The following is a 20,928-nucleotide window of genomic DNA, read 5'->3' as shown; positions in this document are numbered from 1 at the left end:
AGTGACAGAGCTTTACTATTATTGATAACGAGAGTACAAATATACGCAATTTTTTGATACGGCAATTTTTTTTCGAAAACTAATCCCGACAGAGATCCTATAATTTTTTCTGATTATATGTAACTACCTGTTATACATAATGAAAAAGAAATGGATAGCAAAAAAGTAGAAATTGATGTATACCTCAAATAGGGGTCATACATTTCGTTAGAAGGAGTTTTGTATAGCTTGAAAAGTATCCATATAAGCGGAAAGAAAAACAACATGTAGAAATACTCGTAATAATACATATTATACAATAAGCTATACCAAATAAAACATAAGATACCTCCAAAAGTGAGAAAACTGTGATATAGTTTGGCTTTTGTTAGACCCAACTTCGCTGCTAATGTTATTTTTCCAGATTTTATATCATTGCTCATATCCCGCATATTATTTATATTGAGCACGGCAGTTGTGAATAGCCCGATGCCAATGGCAGGCAACCAGGGCTGAAAAGATATTTCGTGAACATGCAAAAAATATATCCCGACAACAGCCACAGGACCAAAGAAAACAAAAGCGAACAAATCGCCCAACCCTCTATACCCATACGGATTTTTTCCGGCAGTGTATTTTATTGCAGCCACAATGGCAGTTCCTCCCAAAAATACAAATAGCAGCAAATACCCAATGCTGATAAAACGAGACACCTCTTCGATCAATAAAAAACCGGAAATAGCGCATAATATCATAACAAACCAGATAGCCCTGATCATTTGAGTAGACGAGATGGCTCCACTTTGTACTGTTCGTGTGGGGCCGACTCGTTCTCCCGTAACATCGGTTCCGTGCTGAAAATCGCCCAGGTCGTTTGCCAGATTTGAAAGCAACTGAAGAAATGTCGCAGTTAGAATACTCAACACACATACAGATACATTAAAGAATCCGGTTGAATAAGCAATGCTATTGCCACATATAGTAGAAGCCAGAGCCAGAAATAATGTACGGGGACGTAGTGCAGAAATCCAATGCTTTATGTTATTCATATTTTACTTGATCGTGAGTCTTTTTTTTAATTATAGTAGCAATTTATATAAGCGACAAATATACTACAAAATTAATCATCTCCGATAGAATTTCAAACAGACTCTAATAATACTTCCTGAAACAAATTCTGATTATGCTAGTCCGGAAATGTAATTTTTTATTTAAAATAATGACAAAAAGGTGATATTATACAGCCATATAGATTAATTTGTATTACTTTTGCATGCAATTTTTTAGTAAAAAGGAATAACCATAAACTTATGCTTACAGTCGAAAAAATTGGGGGCACATCCATGACCCAGTTTAAAAATGTTCTGGAAAACATCATAATAGGAAAACATATTTCCGACAACTACTACAACCGGATATTCGTGGTATCGGCATACAATAATGTAACAAATTGGCTCTTGGAACATAAAAAGACAGGAGAACCGGGTGTTTATGTTAAATTTCTTGAAAATGAAGATTACAATATAGCGCTCGACAGTCTTTGCCAAAGGCTATTATTGATCAACAAAAGTTTTGAAGATATCAAACTTGATCAGGAAGAAGCTAAGGAATTTATCGAATACCGGATCAGGCAGGCTAAGACCATGTTGCACAGTCTTAGTAACGTTATGGCTTCGGGATATGTGAAAACAGAAGATATCTGTTTGGCTGCAAGAGAGATACTGGCTTCGATTGGTGAGGCACATTCGGCTTGGAATACAGTTAATATACTCAATAATAATAATATATCCGCCCGATTTATTGACCTGTGCGGCTTTAACGATTCGATGCCTCTCACCATTGACCAGCGTATAGAGAAAGCATTTACAGGAATAGATTTCAGCAAAACACTTTGCATAGCAACCGGATATACGAAAGGTACGGAGGGTATTATGAGAGCTTTCGACAGAGGGTATACAGAGGTAACATTCAGCAAGATAGCTGTGCAAGTTAAAGCTCAGGAAGCCATTATTCATAAAGAATATCACCTGTCAAGTGCCGACCCTAACATCGTTGGTGTAGACAAGGCTGTGCCTGTTGGCCGTACAAACTTTATAATAGCCGATCAGCTTGCCGATATTGGGATGGAGGCTATTCACCCAAAGGCTGCCAAACCGCTGGAAATTAACGGAATAAATATTAGGATAAAAAATACTTTTGAGCCGGAACATCCCGGAACACTCATTACTAAAGATTACATCTCACCGGAAGCTAAAATTGAAATTGTATCAGGCACAAGCAAAGTGTTGGCAGTGGAAATACACGACCCGATGATGGTGGGCGAGGTAGGGTTTGATTTGCGAATAATGACTATATTTGCAAAACACGGAGTGAGTTATATCCTTAAATCGACCAATGCAAACTCTATTACAATGATTGTTTGGGACAACTACAAGTCTCGTGAGCTTATAACAGAATTGCAATCGGAATTTTATGAAGTTGTGGTAGAAAGAGTTGCTTTGGTGTGTGCCATGGGAACAAATATTGCAATGCCCGGATTTTTATACAAAGCATCGAAAGCGCTGTTTGACAACAAAATAAACATAGAAAGTTTTGGGCAATCGCTCAGGCAGGTAAACATGCAGTTTGTTATCAGAAGAGAACACTACAACGATGCGGTAATAGCATTGAACGAGGCTCTTTGCTTTCAGCCAAAAGAAAAAGATATTTAGATATAAATAAGCAAAATAAAAAAAAGTATAATTTTTCGCTATTAAAGGTATTTGTATAGCAATTTGTTTATATTTTTGTTAGGATAAATTTTGCGGTTAATTTAATACCTATAAATAAAATGCTGTTTCGTATAAAAAATTGAATGTCTAACCTAAAAACATAAATACATCATAACTTCCTGTTTTCATATAAAAAATAGCGTGAAATATTTATATATTCCTCTTTTTGTGACAAAATTGTTTCAAAAAGGGTTTTTTTCGTGTTAGGAATAATAAATAATTTAAGTTTTTAGAATAAACATTTTTATATTTGCAGCCAATATATTGAAAAAAATAACGTTCAAATAAGAATAAGATTTATAATATATTCAGAATAATCAAATTATTAACTAAAACAATTTAAGATTTACATTATTATGGAAACTAAACCACAAACAAAAATCAAAAAAAGATCTAAAGGTATTTCTTCTGGATGGATTATCCTTGGGTGTTTAATTGTTGCTCACGCATTTTTCTATTTTTATGCCGGACTTGGTAGCTTCTGGCAAAACCCAACAGAACCGGGATTAGCTCCTGAAGTTGTTGAAAAATACCTTGCTCAATCTCACTTTGATGCAAAACTTCACCCAATCGACATGTGGGGTACACTATATCAAGGAGGTTTCGTAATTCCTATCGTTATCACTCTTCTTCTTACAGTTCTTACTCTTTCTGTTGAAAGATTTTTTGCATTGAACAGAGCTAGTGGAAAAGGTAACGTAGCACAATTCGTTGTTGACGCAAAAGCTAAACTAGAAGCAGGAGACATTGAAGCAGCAGAAAAACTTTGCGATAAACAAAAAGGTTCGGTAGCTAATATTCTTAAAGCGGCACTTGTTAGATACAGGGATGTTGAAAACTATCCGGGTATGAACAACGACGAAAAAGCAGCTATCATCCAAAAAGAAATTGAAGAAGCTACAACTTTAGAATTGCCATATTTGGAGCAAAACCTGAACATCATTGCAGCTATTTCTTCTCTTGGTACACTATTCGGACTTTTCGGAACGGTATTGGGTATGATCAAATCGTTTGGTGCGATGGGTCAAGAAGGAGCTCCAGACTCAACTGCACTAGCTGTGGGTATCTCTGAAGCCTTGATGAATACAGCGATGGGTATCGGTACAGGTGCTTGTGCTATTATTGCTTACACATATTTTTCTGGTAGAATACAGGATATGACTAATTCTGTTGACGAAGTAGGTTTTGCAATTGGTCAAACTTACGCTAAAAAACACACAGAAAAATAATTTTTAATTTTTTAAGAAATATAGTTGTGGAATCCAACAAAGATTCTACTCTATCTAAAAAGTAAAAAGGAAGAAGAATATGTCTAAAGTAAAAAATAAAAAGCATGATACATTCATCGACATGACGGCGATGAGTGACATGACCGTACTCTTGTTGACATTCTTCATGCTTACTGCTAACTTTATACCAAAAGAGCCTGTTCAGGTGATGACTCCTGCATCCGTGTCGGAGATCAAAATACCTGAATATGATGTATTGACCATATTGATAGATCCCACAGGACGTGTGTTCTTAAACTTGGACAAACCTGAAGATAAAGAAGCAGTGCTGAAGGCTATTGGAAAAGCATATAATTTGCCTAATTTCTCGAAAGAACAAATCAGTTCGTTCCGAAACCAAACTTCGATAGGAGTTTCTGTAAGGCAATTGCATGAATTCCTAAACAAGCCAATGGATGAACAAGACCAAATGTTGAAAGAATCCGGAGGAGTACCAACCGATACCATCTTAGGGCCTAGCAATCAATTAGCAAAGTGGATAGAACTTTCTAAACAAGCAAACCCTAGTTTGGCATTAGCTATCAAGGCCGACCAACAAACGCCTTACCCGATGGTGAAGAAGGTATTTTCTACTCTTCAAGATTTGAAAGAGAACAGATATAGTTTGATCACAACCTTAAGGGCAATGCCTGCGGGATTGTAATCCGGTTAGTCGAATATTAATTATTAGAATTAAAAGAAAGAGAAAATTATGGCAAACTTGGATACCGGTGGTGGCGAAGCTAAAAAAGGTAAACCCAAAAAGCAGACCCTCAGGGTAGACTTTACTCCGATGGTGGATATGAACATGCTTTTGATTACATTTTTTATGTTTTGTACAACACTGAGCAAACCTCAGACAATGGATATTGTATTGCCAACCAAAGATAACGCACAGATGAAAGATGAAGACAAGACTAAAGTTAAGGAGTCATCTGCCATCACTGTAATTCTTGGTGAAAATGACAAGATATATTGTTATGAAGGTCAACCAGATTATGAAAACTGGCAATCTGTAAGAGAAATGAATTACTCCGGAGAAGGAGATCAATCATTAAGAAACCTGTTGCTTGGCAAAAATGAGAAAATAGTAAAAGAAATCTCAAAACTGAAAAACGACAGATACAGAAAAGCCATTAATGAAGAGCAATTCAAAGAAAAATCGGCCGAAATCAAAAAAGATAAGGACGCTCCGGTTGTTATCATAAAACCAACAGACGGATCAACTTACAAGAACATGGTCGATGTTTTGGACGAAATGCAAATATGCAGTATCGGTAGATATGCAGTTGTGGATATGGGCGAAGCTGATTCCTTCCTTGTTCAGAATTATATGGAAAAGGGAGCATTATCGGCACAAGCAGCACCTAAAAAATAATGAATCACTCATTTAAAAGAATAAATTATGGGAAAGAATATTAATATCAATTCCGAAGAATGGCGTGATGTTGTTTTTGCAGACAAAAACAAAACATATGGTGCTTACAAATTGCGTAGTACTTCTTCGAAAAGATATGTGGTGGCATTCCTTGTTGTACTCGGATTTGTCGGCATAGTGGGAGCAGTTCCATACTTGATGAAAGAAGTGCAAAAACAAATTGAAAAAAGAGCCGAAGGAACGAAAGAAGAAGTGAAAATGGCAGAAGTGGAAGAGCCGGAAGAACCGGAAGAAGAAGTGCTTCCACCAGAAAACCTTCCACCACCTCCTCCTCCGGTGAAAGCATCTATCCAGTTTACGCCTCCGGTTATTGCTCCGGACGAACAAGTAACTGAAGATAACCAAATTAAAGACCAGGAAGACTTGAACAAGGACAAAGGTCTTGAAATTGGTAACTTCAACAATCTGGAAGGTTCGAGAGATGCAAATGCCATTTCGGCAGATCAGGCATTTCAGAATACACAGGTTACCGGTACCGGTGACGCAAAACCAAAAGAACAGATATTTAAGGTTGTGGAACAAATGCCGGAATATCCCGGAGGACAATCCGAACTGTTCAAATATCTTAGTTCGAACATCAAGTATCCTACTATCGCTGCCGAAAACGGTATCGAAGGACGTGTAATCATCACATTCGTTGTAGGTAAAGACGGATCTATCACAAGCGTTAAGGTAGCCCGTTCTCTTGACCCATCTTGCGACAAGGAAGCCGTTCGTGTGGTAAAAAGCATGCCTAAATGGGTTCCTGGTAGACAAAATGGACAAAATGTAACAGTAGAGTATACCTTGCCTGTAACATTTAAATTGCAGAAATAAATAATAATCGAAGATATTGATAACATCAAGATTTGATTATTTGAAATAAGCAGATCAAAAGGAGAGAAGCTAATTATATTGATTAGCTTCTTTCTCTTAAAAGAAAAGAGATGAATAGTGAAAAAAAAGTAAATTTTAAAGTAGTGTGGGGAGGCATTATGTCTGTCGTGTACATATGTATTGCAGCTATTGTTGGATTCACTCCATGGATTTTTCGATACAATGACATGAACGATAGATCAATGGGGGACAATTTTCTTCCTATTCGCATCATACTAGGTGCATCACTGTTTCTGTATGGCCTTTTTAGAGCATACAGGGCTATAAAAGGTAAACCCTAAAATTTTACCTTTTCGTTTTTACAAAAAAAGAATTGTAGGTACATTTAGTTTATTTAGTCATACAATTATGAAAAAAATAAGTTTATTAGGTTTATTGATTGTTGCAATTATTGCAATATCAGCTTGCAACGACAAGAAAGGCAATGGAGGCAAAAATGCTTTACGGGATGATACCGAAACCAGCGGATTTGCAGTAGTTGCGGGAGAGGATTGTTTTGCTCCTATTGTTGAAGAACTGATAAATGTTTTTGAAGGTGTGAACAAAGATGCATACGTACAATTTGTGAATACATCCGAACATGAAGCTTTTAATATGTTATTGGACGATAGTGTCCGGATGATTATAGCTGCACGCGACCTCACCAAAGAGGAAAAAGATCATATTAAAAGTAAAGACAGATCTTTAAATCCCCGCTCACAGAAAATAGCTATCGACGGGGTTGCCTTAATTATAAATAAGGCAAATACAGACTCATTAATGAGCCTGTCAACATTGAAGAAAATTATGACAGGGGAAATAACATCATGGAAACAGATCAATCCTCAGTCGAAACTAGATAATATTTCAGTATTGTTCGATAGTCCAAGTTCAAGTACCGTCCGGTTTATGAAAGATTCCATTTGCGGAGGAAGTGCTTTGTATAGCGAGCTTAGGGCTCAAAAAAGCAACAAGGATGTTTTGGAAAAGGTGTCTAAAACTCCGGAAGCGTTAGGCATTATCGGCGTGAACTGGATTCACAAACCTATAATCGATTCTACTAAAATGCACTTTAGTGATATAATACGAGTTGTATCTGTAAGTAGAAGTGATGTAGCCACACCCGACAACAGTTACAAGCCTTATGCAGCCTATCTGGCTTTTGGCGATTATCCGTTGAGAAGGGATATTTACGCTATCTTAACCGATTTGCGTGAAACTCTGCCTGCCGGATTTATGAAATATCTGACAGGAAATCCGGGACAACGTGTGGTTCTCAAATCCGGATTACTTCCGGCAATAGCTCCGACCCGTTTGGTGGAAATTCAAGATAATATGAAATAAAACAAGAATAACTAAATAAATTTAATCGAAAAAAGATGAAAAGAAAGTTTTTTTTAGGTACTTTTTTATCTATCCTAATTAGTACTGTGAGCTTTGCCCAGAATGACCTTGGTAAAGAGTATTTCTATGTCAAAGAATATGATGCGGCAAAACAGATTTTTGAACAACAAACAACAGCCGAAGCCTATTATTATTTGGGCGAAATAGCTCTAGCCAATGGAGATCAGGCAACTGCCAAGTCAAACTTTGAAAAAGGTTTAGCTGCCAACCCTGAATTTGTGCTCAACAACGTAGGGCTTGGAAAACTTATATTGAAATCCGATCCAAAAGAAGCGGAAAATGTATTCTCGGCTGCCATTAAGAAAAATAAAAAGGATGTTGAAGTATTGGTTACAATAGCTAATGCCTATTTTGAAAATGGAATGAAGGATAAAGCAGATAAGATGCTTGCTGATGCTCGCAAAGCAAAAAAAGACTCTCCTTATCCTTACATAGCTGCCGGCGACATGTTGTTTGCAGAGAAGGATATAAATAAAGCGGCCTCTCAGTATGGACAGGCAATTCACTTTGCTCCTAAAAGCATTATCGCATACATTCGTTCTGCCCAATTGTATGACAGTACTGTAGCCGGGCGTGCTACTGCGATTGACGATTTGAACAGAGGTATAGAGGCTCGCCCTGATTTCTTACCTACTTATAAATATCTCGGCAATTTATATTATCTGAGTGGTAATTACGCAAAAACAATTGAAACTTATAACAAATATTCTGAATTGGGAGGTGAACCTACTACCAGCGAAATTGCAAATCTTTCCGGCGCATATTATTTCACAAAACAATATGACGAAGCCAAAAAATTATTAACTCAAGGTTTATCAAAATATCCAAACGATTTTTTCATGAATCGTGTTTTGATGTATGTATATACAGATACTCAGGACTATGAAAGTGCAGTTAGCACAGGTGATAAATTTTTCTCTGTTGATGTTCCTAAAAATGCAAATTACCTTTTCTACGATTATATGAAATACGGAACATCTTTAGGTAAATTGAAAAGAGGAACCGAAGCTGTAGCACAATTTCATAAAGCATTGGCTCTTAGTGAAAAAGATGGTGAAGTAAACCACGATTTATATAAAGAATTGGCTCAGGCGTCTTCTAATGCCGGTGAAGCGGGTGAGGGAGCATTGTTCTACAAAAAATATATTGAGTTGACTAACAGCAATGATGTTAGGGATTATTTCGATATGGGACGTTATTACTATGCTTCTGGAGTTGCAGTGATGGCAGGTTTAAGAGATACGACAAAAGTAACACCTCCTGCTGTTGTTGAAAAAGGTATGCAAGACCTGAAAGAGGCGGATGTAACCTTTGCTAAAGTGATTGAACTTGAACCGACAAATATATTTGGTTATTTATACAGAGCCAGAGCAAATTCGGCTATGGACCCGACATCAGAAAATGGATTGGCTAAACCATACTATTCTCAATTGGAGGAAATGATATCCAAGAATAATGCTGAAAGCGGAGAATTCAATAATAGAGCGGAATTAGCCGAGGCTTATTACTATTTGAGTGTTTATTCTTACCAACAATACGATAAAGCTAAAACACCTGAAAATAAGGCTTTGGTGAAATTGTATAGTGAAAAACTTTTAGCTGTTGATCCAACAAATCCAACTGCAATACAATTGGTTGAATATTTTAAATAATAGAGAATCTATCAATATCAACAGAGGCTGCAAATTTATTTTTGCAGCCTCTGTTTGTTATAGAAAACCAACCACTGATTATCTTATAAACAGTAATTCTCTGTATTTAGGCAATGGCCACAACTCATTATCTACAATAAGTTCCAGTTTGTCGATATGATAACGTATTTCTTCCAGATAAGGAGCCACAATATCATGATATTCGATCGCTTTCTCACGTTCGCTCGCAATATTATTGGCTTTTTTACGACAGTCGATCATTTCATGCACTTTTGCATTGATGGCATTCACATGAATCGAAACTTTTTCGATAAGACGAAGCTGTTCTTCCGCCATTTCTTTAAATTTGGCAGGATCGGTAAATATCTCCTGTAGGCGAGATACGTTTTGAAGTAGAATTGACTGATATGTTATTGCAACAGGTATAATATGATTAAGTGCCAGATCGCCAAGAACACGCGATTCTATCTGGATCTTCTTCGTATAGGTTTCCCATTTCACCTCGTTGCGTGCATGAAGCTCAACTTCGGTCAGAACATTCTCAAATGTTTTGATGCTTTGTTTTGATGTATAACTATCAAAAATCAGAGGAACACTTGTTTCACAATCCAATCCACGTTTTTTAGCATCTTCTTTCCATTCGTCGCTATATCCGTTTCCGTTGAAGCGGATAGAACGCGATTCTTTTATGTATTTTTTAAGTACATCGTACAATGCTTCTTCTTTCGATTTTCCGTTTGCGATGAGTGTATCCACTTCTTTTTTGAACACTCTCAACTGCTCTGCCACTGCTGAATGCAACGCAGTCATTGCCGAAGCACAGTTTGCGGAAGAACCTACTGCACGAAACTCGAAACGGTTTCCTGTAAACGCAAAAGGCGATGTGCGGTTACGATCCGTATTATCCAACAAAATCTCAGGAATTTGTCCGACACCTAAACTAAGGCCTTTTTTCTCGTCAGCAACAATGGCATCTTTGACCGTACTATTTTCAAATTTATCAAGAATATCACTTACTTGTGTTCCCAAGAAAACCGATATAATTGCCGGAGGTGCTTCGTTTGCGCCTAAACGGTGGGCATTGGTTGCCGAAGATATAGATGCTTTCAACAAACCGTTATTTTTATAAACGGCTGCCAAAATATTTACAATGAACGTAACAAACACAAAGTTTTCTTCTGTATTTTTACCCGGAGACAAAAGGTTTACACCTGTATTTGTAGTCAACGACCAGTTGTTGTGCTTACCCGAACCGTTAATGCCTTTGAATGGCTTTTCGTGCAACAATACTCTGAAGAAGTGGCGGCGTGCTACTTTTTCCATTAACGACATGATGAGCAAGTTATGGTCTACTGCCAGATTGCACTCTTCATATATGGGTGCCAACTCAAACTGATTTGGAGCAACTTCATTATGACGGGTTTTTACAGGAATACCCAACGCATAAGCCTCATATTCCAACTCTTCCATAAACTTAAGAACTCGTTGTGGAATTGCTCCGAAATAGTGGTCTTCCAACTGTTGGTTCTTAGCACTCTCGTGGCTCATCAACGTCCTTCCGGTAAGAGCCAGGTCGGGACGAGCAGCAAACAAGTCTTCATCAACCAAGAAATACTCTTGCTCCCATCCTAAGTTTGAATATATCTTTTTTACATCATCATAAAAATATCCGCATACGTCTTTAGCCGCATTGGTCACTGCCGCTATCGATTTCAACAATGGAGTCTTATAGTCGAGCGCCTCGCCTGTATATGAAATGAAAATTGTAGGGATACAAAGTGTATCTTCGATAATAAATGCGGGCGATGTAGGGTCCCATGCCGAATATCCACGGGCTTCGAACGTATTTCGTAAACCTCCCGACGGGAAACTTGATGCATCCGGCTCTTGCTGAGCTAGAAGTTTTCCGCTGAATTCTTCAATCAAACCACCATTGCCGTCATGCTCCACAAAGGCATCGTGTTTTTCGGCCGTACTGTCCGTCAACGGATGAAACCAGTGCGTGTAGTGTGTTGCCCCATTTTCAAGAGCCCACATACGCATACCTGCCGCAACATGCTCAGCTATTCCTCTGTCTATTGTTTCTCCTAACTCTATAACTTTCATCATTTTTTTGAAAGTTTCTTTCGATAGGTATTTACTCATCGCTTTACGGTTAAATACCTTTTCGCCATAGTATTCCGAGAATTTTTCTTTGGGGGCATCCACTTCTAGTGGTTTACGGTCGGCTGCTGCGGCGACCGCCCTGAATCTTAACTTTGACATAGCTGATTTTTTTATGTGTTTGATTACAAGTTTTTTATTTTATTTTTTTCAATCTTTCCACTGCTTCTTCCGTATTTTCAAGAGTTCCGAAAGCAGTTAATCGTAAATAACCCTCTCCATTCGGACCAAAGCCAACACCGGGAGTCCCGACGATATTCAGTTCGTGAAGCAAATAATCGAAGAATTGCCAGGAAGTCATATTGTTTGGAGTTTTCACCCATATATATGGTGAATTTACACCGCCATACACCTTCAATCCTTGAACTGCCAATCCCTCACGAATTATTTTCGCATTATTCAGATAATAATTTATTGTATCTCTCACCTGTTGCTTCCCTTCCGGCGAATAACAAGCCTCTGCCGCCCGTTGAATAATGTAAGGAACACCGTTGAACTTGGTTGTGTGACGACGGTTCCATAGTTTATTGAGCGATACGGCCTCTCCCTGTTTCGTGTATCCGACCAGTTTTTTCGGAACAACGGTGTATGCACATCTTGTACCCGTAAAACCTGCTGTTTTCGAAAAACTCCGAAACTCGATTGCTACGCTTTCGGCTCCGTCTATTTCGTATATACTATGAGGAACGTCCTCCTCCGTGATAAATGCTTCATACGCCGAATCGAAAAGTATGAGCGACTTGTTATTTATCGCATAATCAACCCACACTTTCAGCTGGTCTTTTGTCAAGGTTGTCCCTGTCGGATTATTCGGATAACAAAGATATATTATATCTACTTTATTTTTAGGTAATTCGGGCACAAAATCATTTTCGCTCGTACTTGGAAGATAAATTATCTTGCTCCACATGTTGTCGGAGCCTAATTCTCCCGCATGACCTGCCATTACATTCGTGTCCACATAGACAGGATAAACAGGATCGGTAATAGCTACAATATTGTCTAAGCCAAGAATGTCTCCTATGTTTCCCGTATCGCTTTTCGATCCGTCACTGACAAAAACTTCATCTGCCGATATATCTAATCCACGCGCTTTATAATCATTTTCAACGATGGCATTCACCAAAAAGTCATACCCTTGCTCAGGGCCATATCCCCTGAATGTTTCGGCATTTGCCATTTCGTCAACAGCCTTGTGCATAGCATCAATGCTAGCCTGAGGAAGAGGTTTGGTTACATCTCCAATTCCCAGCCGTATTATATTTGCAGTTGGATTAGCAGCCTTAAATTCACTTACTTTCCTCGCAATGTCGGAAAATAAGTAACTACCAGGTAGTTTAGTGTAATTTTCGTTGATTAATATCATATTTGCTTATTACTTTATTAAAATATTTCCTTCAAATACAGTGACAGCTTCTCCTGTCATATAAATATGATTGTCATGTTCTCTCCATTCGATCTGAAGGTCGCCCCCCAACAAATGTATCAATACATTTCGGTCGCAATAGTCATTCAACACAGCAGCCACAACCGAGGCACATGCACCCGTACCACAGGCTAATGTCTCACCTGCACCCCGTTCCCAGACTCTCATATTAAGAGTTTTACGGTTAATGATTTCTATAAATTCGGTATTTGTCTTTTTAGGGAAAATAGGATTCTTCTCAAATTTAGGACCCAATACAGGCAAATTTAAATCTTTTATTCCTTCGGTAAATACCACGGCATGAGGATTTCCCATCGAAACGCACGATATCTTCCATATTTTGCCATCAATATCGAGAGGAAAATTCAGAACAGGTTCTATATCTGCCCGAACGGGTATTTTTTCGGGATCAAGGATTGGCTCACCCATATCAACAGTCACTTTCCGTGCCGTTTCATCTCCATCTAAAAGTGTAATATACTTTACGCCGGCTCCGGTTTCGAGCGATATCTTTGTTTTATCTGTCAGTTTGTTGTCATACACGTATTTACCAACACAACGGGATGCATTTCCACACATCTCGGCTTCCGAGCCGTCCGAGTTAAACATCTGCATCTTAAAATCACAAACATCGGATGGAAGAATAAGGACAAGTCCGTCTGATCCAATACCAAAGTGACGGTCGCTGATTTTTATTGCCAATTCTGATGGGTTGTCTATTGTTTGAGTAAAACCGTTTACGTAGATATAATCGTTACCTGCGCCATGCATTTTGGTAAACTTCAATTTTTTCATCTAATAACCTTCAAATTTTGCATCTGTCGTTTCTCGATACAAAATTGATACAAAATATTCGATTTTGCAATAAAATAGACAATATTTTTATTAATCCAATCAAATAAAATCAATTTGAAAGCATTTGCATATTTTACCAAGACAAAAAGTCAATCTTGAAAAATCTGGCGATAAATATTTTTGAATATAGCACATTTAGTGATGATTTTGTAGAATCTTTCGATAACTAAACTTAATAGTAAAGTTACACAGAAGTATAGTTCAAATTATTCATGCCATCCTTCCTATTGCTCTTGGAGACGCTTACTTTCAAATAGGAAAAAACGGAGAAGGCAAATATGAACTGATTTTATGAACAAGTGAGAGATTAAGTACCGATTTTTTTAACAAAATCGGTACTTTTTTGCTTTATAGGTAGTTATTGATGCATTTTTATACATCTTTTTTGTTTAATATGTTGAAATTGTGTAATTTTATGGAATTAACTTAAATCAAAAAGTATTATGAATACAGGAAATAAAATTACACTTCAAGGCGTATTGCAAGAAGGTGTTGGTATCGGAGTAAAAAACTTACTTTCGTTGGTGGGTGCTGTTGTTATGTGGATTCTGACAATTTGGATTCCTTATATTAATGTAGGTACAACAATTGCAATTTTCTCTATACCCATCGAATTGAGTAAAGGAGGAGTAATTTCGCCTCTGTTTATTTTTGATGCGAAATATCGTCAGTATATGGGAGAGTTCTTCACGTTGATAGGGCTTATGTCTATAGCCATAATTCCAGCTATGATGTTTATGTTAGTTCCCGGTATCATAATATCTATTGGATGGTCGTTGGCTATTTATCTATTGTTGGACAAGAAATTGTCGCCAACACAAGCCATGATGAAAAGTAACCAGGCAACTTATGGCTATAAGTGGACTATTTTTGGTGTTACTTTTGTCCTTTACATTGCATTCCTTCTTCTATCTAGCTTGTTAGGACTATTAGGCGTAGTGGGCACTATTCTCATCGTGATTGCATATATTTTCTATATGGTAATTATACTTGGATGTAATGCAGTTATATACAGAGATCTAACAAAAGATATGGATGTAGACGACGAAACTATAGTTATAGTTGAAGAAACAAAGGTGATGTAATTTACATATCAGCTAAGATGATAACAAAAACCGGAACCGAATAGTTCCGGTTTTTGTTTTATTTGATGGTCTTTGCTTACGAGTTTGTTTAAAAATATAAACAGGCTGTAAATATAATTAATCAGTATTTCAAGATTAAAGTAAACTATTAACTTTACTGAATTTTAAAATATTTATAACTATGAATAATTTCGCATTTGTAAATCCCGTGAAGATTATCTTCGGGAAGGATACCATCAAAGATATCTCAAAAGAAATACCCCAAAGTGCCAAAGTATTGATTATTTACGGAGGCGGTAGTATCAAAAAAAATGGAGTATATGATCAGGTTGTTGATGCCTTGAAAGGATATACATATTATGAATTTGGAGGTGTTGAGGCCAACCCGCATTACGAAACCTGCATGAAAGCCGTTGCATTGATAAAGGAAAAACAATGTGATTACCTATTGGCAGTGGGAGGTGGTTCGGTTGTGGATGCAACAAAATTTATCTCTATGGCAGCATGCTTCGAGGCTGGCGATCCCTGGTCGGTTGTAGCCAGTGGCGCGAAAATGGAAAAAGCACTACCTTTCGGTGTCATACTCACATTGTCGGCAACAGGGTCGGAAATGAATTCGGGAGCGGTAATCACCAGAGCCGAAACACAAGACAAACTGGCATTCAATTCGCCGTTGGTTTTCCCTAAATTTTCAGTGTTAGACCCTACCACAACCTTTACTTTGCCCGTAAGGCAAATCGGTAACGGGGTTGTCGATGCCTTTGTGCATGTTGTGGAGCAATATGCGACTTATCCGGTTAATGCCATGATTCAGGATATGTTTGCCGAATCAATACTGAGAACGTTGGTTATTGAGGGTTCAAAAGCGTTGGAATCTCCGGAAGACTATGACGTCAGGGCAAATTTGATGTGGGCATCAACCTGGGCATTGAACGGTTGGATTAACTGTGGCGTTCCTCAAGATTGGGCTACTCACAGCATTGGACATGAATTGACCGCACTGTATGGTCTGGATCATGCTCAAACATTGGCAATCGTTTTGCCGGGAGTATTGGAATACGAGAAAGAACGTAAGGCGGAGAAGATCATCCAGATGGGAGAGCAGGTCTTTGGTATATACAATACGATGGATAGGGAAGAACGTATACAAGCGTCGATAAAAGCGGTAGAAGATTTCTTCGAACAGATGCAGGTGAAAACACACTTGTCAGACTATGAACTGGGAGAAGATGCTGTTGAAGCTGTGGCGAAAAGGCTCAACGACCGAGGATGGAAACTAGGCGAACATGCCGATATTACAGGAGATGTGGTTCGGAAAATTTTGAAACTGCGTTTATAAGTAAAATGAAAAAAGGTTCTATTATTCATGACAGTTTGACGTAATTTTATCATTGGTCTGATATTTGAAATAAATTAATCATGAATGGAAAAATAGAAATTATAGAAAACGGTAAAGATCAACAAATTGATGATTTTTATCTAACCTTTAAAAAGAAACTGGAAGAAATACATACATTTCCGTCAGATTATGTCTTCAAGTTTATTGTAACATCGGAGCAGAGCAATATTGCAAAGGTACATTCCGTTTTTGAAAATTCAGATGCAAGTTTTTCGGTGCGGGACAGTAAGAACGGTAAATATTCGAGCATTACGGTTAAAGCTCCGGTTAGCGATGCCGATGATGTAGTGATTTATTACAGGCAGGTGGCGGCTATAGATGGAGTTGTGATGCTTTAACAATAGTTTACTCACAAAATATAAATCCTCAAGCAGATATTGTTTGAGGATTTTTTTTCATTTTATCTATAAAAGTTATACTTTAGGGGATTACTTATTTTAAACCATAAGAATGAAAAAAGTATTTGTTAGTGGATGCTATGATATGCTTCATAGTGGTCATGTGGCTTTTTTTGAAGAAGCCGCGAGCTATGGCGATTTATATGTAGGCATTGGTTCAGACAAAACAATTCAGGATTTGAAAGCCCGAAAAACAATAAATAACGAAGACGAGCGGCTCTACATGGTCAAGTCGTTGAAGTTTGTTAAAGATGCATGGGTGAACCGAGGAGGTGGATTAATCGACTTTCTGGATGAAATAAAGGAGCTTAAACCCGATATATTTTTTGTTAACTCGGATGGACACAGCGCAATGAAAGAAGAATTGTGTAAAGAGTTAGGCATAGAATACATTGTAAGCAAACGCATACCACACGGAAATCTTCCGGTTCGTTCAACCACGGCTTTGCGGGAAGAGTGCCGTATTCCTTACAGGATAGATTTGGCAGGAGGATGGTTAGATCAGCCGTATGTCAGTAAATACAGTGCCGGTGCAGTGCTGACAATTAGCATAGAGCCGGATTATGAGTTTAACGACAGGAGCGGAATGTCGACAAGTTCGCGCAAAAAGGCGATAGAACTGTGGCAGGTTGATATTCCCGCAGGAGATAAAGAAAAGCTGGGTAAGACATTGTTTTGCTTCGAAAACCCACCGGGAACGAAGTATGTAAGCGGTTCGCAAGATGCTTTGGGTATAGTGCTTCCGGGGTTGAACAGGCTCTTCTACGATAACAATTATTGGCCACAGGAAATAGAAAGCGTTTTGGACGATACTATCTTGGGTTGGTTGGAAGCACGGTTGTGGATGGTTCCTTTATATCCCCGTTATGACGATTACGACGTTCTGGCAAATACAAACATAAATGAAGCAAACGCAAGCAAACTGAGCGCCGCTTCGCAAAAGTGTTGGGATGCTATATTGAATAAAGATAGCAGGAAATTTGGCGAGGCGTTTACGGAAAGTTTTAATGCCCAGATAGAAATGTTCCCCAATATGATGACGAATGATATTTGGGAAGTTTTGGATAAATATAAGTCGAAAGTTTTAGGCTGGAAAATGAGCGGCGCAGGAGGTGGCGGCTATCTCATTTTTGTGAATGAAACGCCCATAGAAAATGCTATCCAGATAAGAATCAGAAGAGGGTAGGGGTTAGTTGCTGTTTACATGAATATAGGGGGGGGAAACTTTCACCCTCGGATCTTCAGAAAGGCACAATATCGCTCCCCATAACAGGGGGGGCGGATGAAGGTTGAGCATTATTGCTGAAAGAATTCATCTTTGAGCCTAACTCTTGCCTGTTCATATTGTAGTCGTCATCAATATTTTGGAAGCGGGCAAATTCACTCTTGAATCGAAGCAACACATCGCCCGTAGCACCATTACGGTGTTTTGCGATGATTATTTCGGCCAAACCTCTGAGGTCGTTACCTTTTTCATCTTCCAGAATTTTGTAATATTCGGGGCGGTGAATGAAGCATACCATGTCGGCATCCTGCTCAATGGCTCCCGACTCACGAAGGTCTGATAGTTGAGGACGCTTACCTTCGGCTCCTGTTCTCCCTTCTACACCTCGATTCAGCTGCGACAGGGCAATGATAGGAATATTAAGTTCTTTAGCCAATCCTTTCAATGATCGGGAAATCATACTAACCTCCTGCTCACGGCTACCGTAGTTCATACCACTGGCGTTCATAAGTTGAAGGTAGTCGATGATTATCATTCTTATACCGTGCTCACGTACCAATCTGCGGGCTTTGGTTCTCAGTTCAAATACAGACAAACTCGGAGTATCGTCTACAAACAATGGCGCATCGTAAAGTTCCTTTATTTTGAAGTCGAGCTGTTCCCATTCGTAAGGCGCAAGTTGTCCGTTTTTTATTTTTTCGCCCGGAATCTCACAGGTGTTTACGATCAGACGGTTTACCAGCTGAACGTTAGACATTTCCAGAGAAAATAGAGCCACCGGGTAATTGAAAGCCACCGACATGTTTTTTGCCATGGAAAGCACGAATGCCGTTTTACCCATCGCCGGACGGGCGGCAATAATGATAAGGTCAGAGTTTTGCCATCCTGAAGTGATTTTGTCAAGTGCATCAAATCCTGTTTGCAAACCACTGAGGCCTTCGGGTCTGTTAGCTGCGATTTCGAGCAGGTTTAAGGCTTCTTTAATCACCGGATTAATCTGGGTAACATCTTTTTTTACGTTACCTTGCGATATTTCGAAAAGTTTACTTTCCGCTTCTTGCATCAGGTCGTCAACATCCACTGTTTCGTCAAACGCTTTATTGGTTATTTGAGACGAAAACCCGATTAATTCCCTTGCCAGATATTTTTGGGCGATAATGCGCGCGTGAAATTCTATGTGTGCTGCCGAACCAACCTTTTCGGTCAATTGTGCAATATAGACAGGACCACCTACCGATTCCAGTTCGCCGTCTTTTCTCAACTGCTCCACAACAGTCAGCATGTCAATCGGAGCCTGATGTGAAGCCAGATTTACTATTGCAGTATATATAATTTTATGAATGGGATCGTAAAAGCTGTCAGGCTTAAGAATGTCGCTCACCAAAGAATAAGCGTCTTTTTCGAGCATAAGGGCGCCAAGTATGGCTTCCTCTAACTCCCTGGCTTGAGGCTGGATTTTTCCCAAATCGGCAATAGATGATATTTTTTCGTTCGTTTTTTTTCGATTATTCCTTTCTTGTGGCATAGAACTCACCTTCCTTGTTTTATGTGGAATTCAAAGATACATTCTTTAATCATAAAAAAAGAATCAAGTTATCAACAAAAAATGTTGATAAGAGGTGTAGTAGATTGAATATAAATGAAATGAGGCTTTTAGTCTGCCCAAAAGTAGGAGTGTGAAATCTTACATCCGAATATCAGGGCGAATAAACATTCGCCCCTACTTATTCCTATATTATTGAGGATTGTATTTTGAACTCTTTAATATTGACGTAGCATCTGTTGCTAGCAAATCCTTTATAGATACATTTGATTTTTTTACATATAAATCAACAATTTTGAATCCGAGCCAGGCTCCAATTCTTCCGGGAGATTCGGGCGATATTGGTGCGGTGTGTGGCGCTTCAGCCATAAATTTACTAATCAGCAAATTTTCGGTCGAGAAAAGGTAATTATTTTTGATAATGACCTTCCATATATTTTTTTCATTATCGTCACACCATTTCCATTGGTCTTCGGTGTAACCGAGCAGGTCGGTTTTTTCCCATTCGGGCAACAGAAAGGAAAGGGTATATAATATTTTACCTTCATTCACCGAAAACTCTAATAAGTCTTTTTTCTTACTATCCGGTTTCATTTCCGAAATGATCCAGGCACGAAGAATATCGCGCGTAATCATTTCCGGTCGCATCTGTATACGCTGAAAATCTTCGAAGAATTGACTGTAAGCAGGATAATCTTGCCCGAGATATTTGTCGCTCGATATTGAAATATAATCTTCCACGGCAATCGTATTCGATTTGAATCCGGAAATATGGATACCCAACATCGGGAGTTGTTTCCCATCAAAATTCTTTTTTATCAATTCATTTGCGTTCGACAGCTCTGTCTCGTATTTCGAAATATCTTCGAAGCGGGATAATGCGTCCTTATATATATGTAGCAACATATCGTTGGCATAATATTGCTTAAGTTTAGGGAAAAAGATACTGCTGTCGGCATTGGCTTCGCCGATGGTAATATAACCGAATGCAGGCAGAAAATTTTTAAAATCAGTCTTTAATTCAGACTCACCATTCGCAGTAGGAGTTTCCAAATAGTTGAACAACGCCTTGTCGAATCGTTCGATCTTCACAGTCCCTTCGCTATTCACAGTCTCGATAGAGTCATTTTTCGATTTCTGAGAACAACTGATAAAACCATATATAATAAGTAAACTATATATAATATACGAATGGATGCTTTTCATAAGATAATTATTTCAAAAAAATACTATGACAAACATAACGAAATTTTGCGAGAATAATTTTGTAATCTAAAATATTTCTGGTAGTTTTACAGTCCGGCTCAAAAAATTCAGAATAAACATAGAAAAAAAGAATTTAAGCCAAGTGATTGGAATATAGAGTTATGTAATCACTACAACACAAAACTTTTAAAAAAGTTCAAAAAAAGGTTGTAAATAATTTGGATTGTGTTGTAAAGTGTTTTACTTTTGCACCCGCTTCCT

The 20,928-nt window shown here is 38.3% G+C and carries 17 protein-coding genes; 11 read left to right on the top strand and 6 right to left on the bottom strand.

Annotated features, from left to right (window positions below; all coding sequences use genetic code 11):
• Positions 1-113: 113 nt before the first annotated feature.
• On the bottom strand, positions 114-1,028 hold the full coding sequence (gene menA / locus D0T56_RS15705) for a 1,4-dihydroxy-2-naphthoate octaprenyltransferase (protein WP_163321118.1): 915 nt from the start codon (positions 1,026-1,028) through the stop codon (positions 114-116).
• Positions 1,029-1,289: 261 nt separating this feature from the next.
• On the opposite strand from menA, the gene D0T56_RS15700 reads away from it, so the two are divergent.
• The 7 genes from D0T56_RS15700 to D0T56_RS15670 all read left to right on the top strand — a co-directional run bounded on the left by D0T56_RS15700 (position 1,290) and on the right by D0T56_RS15670 (position 9,367).
• Positions 1,290-2,690 (top strand): aspartate kinase, encoded by a 1,401-nt coding sequence (locus D0T56_RS15700; protein WP_163321117.1) that lies wholly within the window; start codon positions 1,290-1,292, stop codon positions 2,688-2,690.
• A 416-nt stretch (positions 2,691-3,106) separates the two neighbouring features.
• The gene (locus D0T56_RS15695; RefSeq protein ID WP_163321116.1) at positions 3,107-3,979 is read left to right on the top strand and encodes a MotA/TolQ/ExbB proton channel family protein; all 873 of its coding nucleotides are present in this window, start codon (positions 3,107-3,109) and stop codon (positions 3,977-3,979) included.
• 79 nt (positions 3,980-4,058) lie between these two features.
• Complete coding sequence (locus D0T56_RS15690) at positions 4,059-4,682, top strand: biopolymer transporter ExbD (protein WP_163321115.1); 624 nt, start codon at positions 4,059-4,061, stop codon at positions 4,680-4,682.
• Between the two features lie 48 nt (positions 4,683-4,730).
• Entirely contained in the window at positions 4,731-5,396 is a 666-nt protein-coding gene (locus tag D0T56_RS15685; protein ID WP_163321114.1) for a biopolymer transporter ExbD, read from the top strand.
• 27 nt (positions 5,397-5,423) lie between these two features.
• Positions 5,424-6,272 carry an energy transducer TonB gene (locus tag D0T56_RS15680; protein ID WP_163321113.1) on the top strand — a complete coding sequence of 283 codons (849 nt, stop codon included), beginning with the start codon at positions 5,424-5,426 and terminating at the stop codon, positions 6,270-6,272.
• Positions 6,273-6,680: 408 nt separating this feature from the next.
• The gene (locus D0T56_RS15675) at positions 6,681-7,655 is read left to right on the top strand and encodes a PstS family phosphate ABC transporter substrate-binding protein (protein ID WP_163321112.1); all 975 of its coding nucleotides are present in this window, start codon (positions 6,681-6,683) and stop codon (positions 7,653-7,655) included.
• A 35-nt stretch (positions 7,656-7,690) separates the two neighbouring features.
• Positions 7,691-9,367, top strand: a complete 1,677-nt coding sequence (locus D0T56_RS15670) for a lipopolysaccharide assembly protein LapB (RefSeq protein ID WP_163321111.1) — start codon at positions 7,691-7,693, stop codon at positions 9,365-9,367.
• Positions 9,368-9,445: 78 nt separating this feature from the next.
• On the opposite strand, the gene D0T56_RS15665 is transcribed toward D0T56_RS15670, so the two are convergent.
• Genes D0T56_RS15665 through dapF form a run of 3 tightly spaced genes read right to left on the bottom strand, consistent with a single transcriptional unit; the run spans position 9,446 to position 13,751 of the window.
• Positions 9,446-11,632: a glutamine synthetase III gene (locus D0T56_RS15665; protein WP_163321110.1), complete on the bottom strand. Its 2,187-nt coding sequence runs from the start codon at positions 11,630-11,632 to the stop codon at positions 9,446-9,448.
• A 34-nt stretch (positions 11,633-11,666) separates the two neighbouring features.
• Complete coding sequence (locus tag D0T56_RS15660; protein ID WP_163321109.1) at positions 11,667-12,896, bottom strand: LL-diaminopimelate aminotransferase; 1,230 nt, start codon at positions 12,894-12,896, stop codon at positions 11,667-11,669.
• A gap of 9 nt (positions 12,897-12,905) precedes the next feature.
• Positions 12,906-13,751 carry a diaminopimelate epimerase gene (gene dapF, locus D0T56_RS15655; protein ID WP_163321108.1) on the bottom strand — a complete coding sequence of 282 codons (846 nt, stop codon included), beginning with the start codon at positions 13,749-13,751 and terminating at the stop codon, positions 12,906-12,908.
• A 503-nt stretch (positions 13,752-14,254) separates the two neighbouring features.
• Here dapF and D0T56_RS15650 point away from each other — a divergent pair.
• The 4 genes from D0T56_RS15650 to D0T56_RS15635 all read left to right on the top strand — a co-directional run bounded on the left by D0T56_RS15650 (position 14,255) and on the right by D0T56_RS15635 (position 17,879).
• Complete coding sequence (locus tag D0T56_RS15650; protein ID WP_163321107.1) at positions 14,255-14,896, top strand: hypothetical protein; 642 nt, start codon at positions 14,255-14,257, stop codon at positions 14,894-14,896.
• 181 nt (positions 14,897-15,077) lie between these two features.
• The gene (locus D0T56_RS15645; protein ID WP_163321106.1) at positions 15,078-16,235 is read left to right on the top strand and encodes an iron-containing alcohol dehydrogenase; all 1,158 of its coding nucleotides are present in this window, start codon (positions 15,078-15,080) and stop codon (positions 16,233-16,235) included.
• Between the two features lie 80 nt (positions 16,236-16,315).
• Positions 16,316-16,633: a DUF493 domain-containing protein gene (locus tag D0T56_RS15640; RefSeq protein WP_163321105.1), complete on the top strand. Its 318-nt coding sequence runs from the start codon at positions 16,316-16,318 to the stop codon at positions 16,631-16,633.
• A gap of 112 nt (positions 16,634-16,745) precedes the next feature.
• Positions 16,746-17,879: an adenylyltransferase/cytidyltransferase family protein gene (locus D0T56_RS15635; protein ID WP_163321104.1), complete on the top strand. Its 1,134-nt coding sequence runs from the start codon at positions 16,746-16,748 to the stop codon at positions 17,877-17,879.
• Positions 17,880-17,934: 55 nt separating this feature from the next.
• Here D0T56_RS15635 and dnaB read toward each other — a convergent pair whose 3' ends face one another.
• Both dnaB and D0T56_RS15625 read right to left on the bottom strand, forming a co-directional pair.
• Entirely contained in the window at positions 17,935-19,443 is a 1,509-nt protein-coding gene (gene dnaB / locus D0T56_RS15630; protein ID WP_163321103.1) for a replicative DNA helicase, read from the bottom strand.
• Positions 19,444-19,653: 210 nt separating this feature from the next.
• Positions 19,654-20,667 carry a hypothetical protein gene (locus D0T56_RS15625; RefSeq protein WP_163321102.1) on the bottom strand — a complete coding sequence of 338 codons (1,014 nt, stop codon included), beginning with the start codon at positions 20,665-20,667 and terminating at the stop codon, positions 19,654-19,656.
• Positions 20,668-20,928 lie beyond the last annotated feature (261 nt).

Origin of the sequence: Dysgonomonas sp. 520 (assembly GCF_010501095.1) — a bacterium.
In the GTDB taxonomy this organism is placed as follows: Bacteria; Bacteroidota; Bacteroidia; order Bacteroidales; family Dysgonomonadaceae; genus QVMP01.
Note: the sequence above shows the minus strand (reverse complement) of the source record. Positions and strands in the feature narration are given on the sequence as shown.

Bases quoted from the DNA above. Each gene is read 5' to 3' on its own strand.
- menA (WP_163321118.1), bottom strand. From the start codon at position 1,028: ATGAATAACATAAAGCATTGGATTTCTGCACTACGTCCCCGTACATTA.
- D0T56_RS15700 (WP_163321117.1), top strand. From the start codon at position 1,290: ATGCTTACAGTCGAAAAAATTGGGGGCACATCCATGACCCAGTTTAAA.
- D0T56_RS15695 (WP_163321116.1), top strand. From the start codon at position 3,107: ATGGAAACTAAACCACAAACAAAAATCAAAAAAAGATCTAAAGGTATT.
- D0T56_RS15690 (WP_163321115.1), top strand. From the start codon at position 4,059: ATGTCTAAAGTAAAAAATAAAAAGCATGATACATTCATCGACATGACG.
- D0T56_RS15685 (WP_163321114.1), top strand. From the start codon at position 4,731: ATGGCAAACTTGGATACCGGTGGTGGCGAAGCTAAAAAAGGTAAACCC.
- D0T56_RS15680 (WP_163321113.1), top strand. From the start codon at position 5,424: ATGGGAAAGAATATTAATATCAATTCCGAAGAATGGCGTGATGTTGTT.
- D0T56_RS15675 (WP_163321112.1), top strand. From the start codon at position 6,681: ATGAAAAAAATAAGTTTATTAGGTTTATTGATTGTTGCAATTATTGCA.
- D0T56_RS15670 (WP_163321111.1), top strand. From the start codon at position 7,691: ATGAAAAGAAAGTTTTTTTTAGGTACTTTTTTATCTATCCTAATTAGT.
- D0T56_RS15665 (WP_163321110.1), bottom strand. From the start codon at position 11,632: ATGTCAAAGTTAAGATTCAGGGCGGTCGCCGCAGCAGCCGACCGTAAA.
- D0T56_RS15660 (WP_163321109.1), bottom strand. From the start codon at position 12,896: ATGATATTAATCAACGAAAATTACACTAAACTACCTGGTAGTTACTTA.
- dapF (WP_163321108.1), bottom strand. From the start codon at position 13,751: ATGAAAAAATTGAAGTTTACCAAAATGCATGGCGCAGGTAACGATTAT.
- D0T56_RS15650 (WP_163321107.1), top strand. From the start codon at position 14,255: ATGAATACAGGAAATAAAATTACACTTCAAGGCGTATTGCAAGAAGGT.
- D0T56_RS15645 (WP_163321106.1), top strand. From the start codon at position 15,078: ATGAATAATTTCGCATTTGTAAATCCCGTGAAGATTATCTTCGGGAAG.
- D0T56_RS15640 (WP_163321105.1), top strand. From the start codon at position 16,316: ATGAATGGAAAAATAGAAATTATAGAAAACGGTAAAGATCAACAAATT.
- D0T56_RS15635 (WP_163321104.1), top strand. From the start codon at position 16,746: ATGAAAAAAGTATTTGTTAGTGGATGCTATGATATGCTTCATAGTGGT.
- dnaB (WP_163321103.1), bottom strand. From the start codon at position 19,443: ATGCCACAAGAAAGGAATAATCGAAAAAAAACGAACGAAAAAATATCA.
- D0T56_RS15625 (WP_163321102.1), bottom strand. From the start codon at position 20,667: ATGAAAAGCATCCATTCGTATATTATATATAGTTTACTTATTATATAT.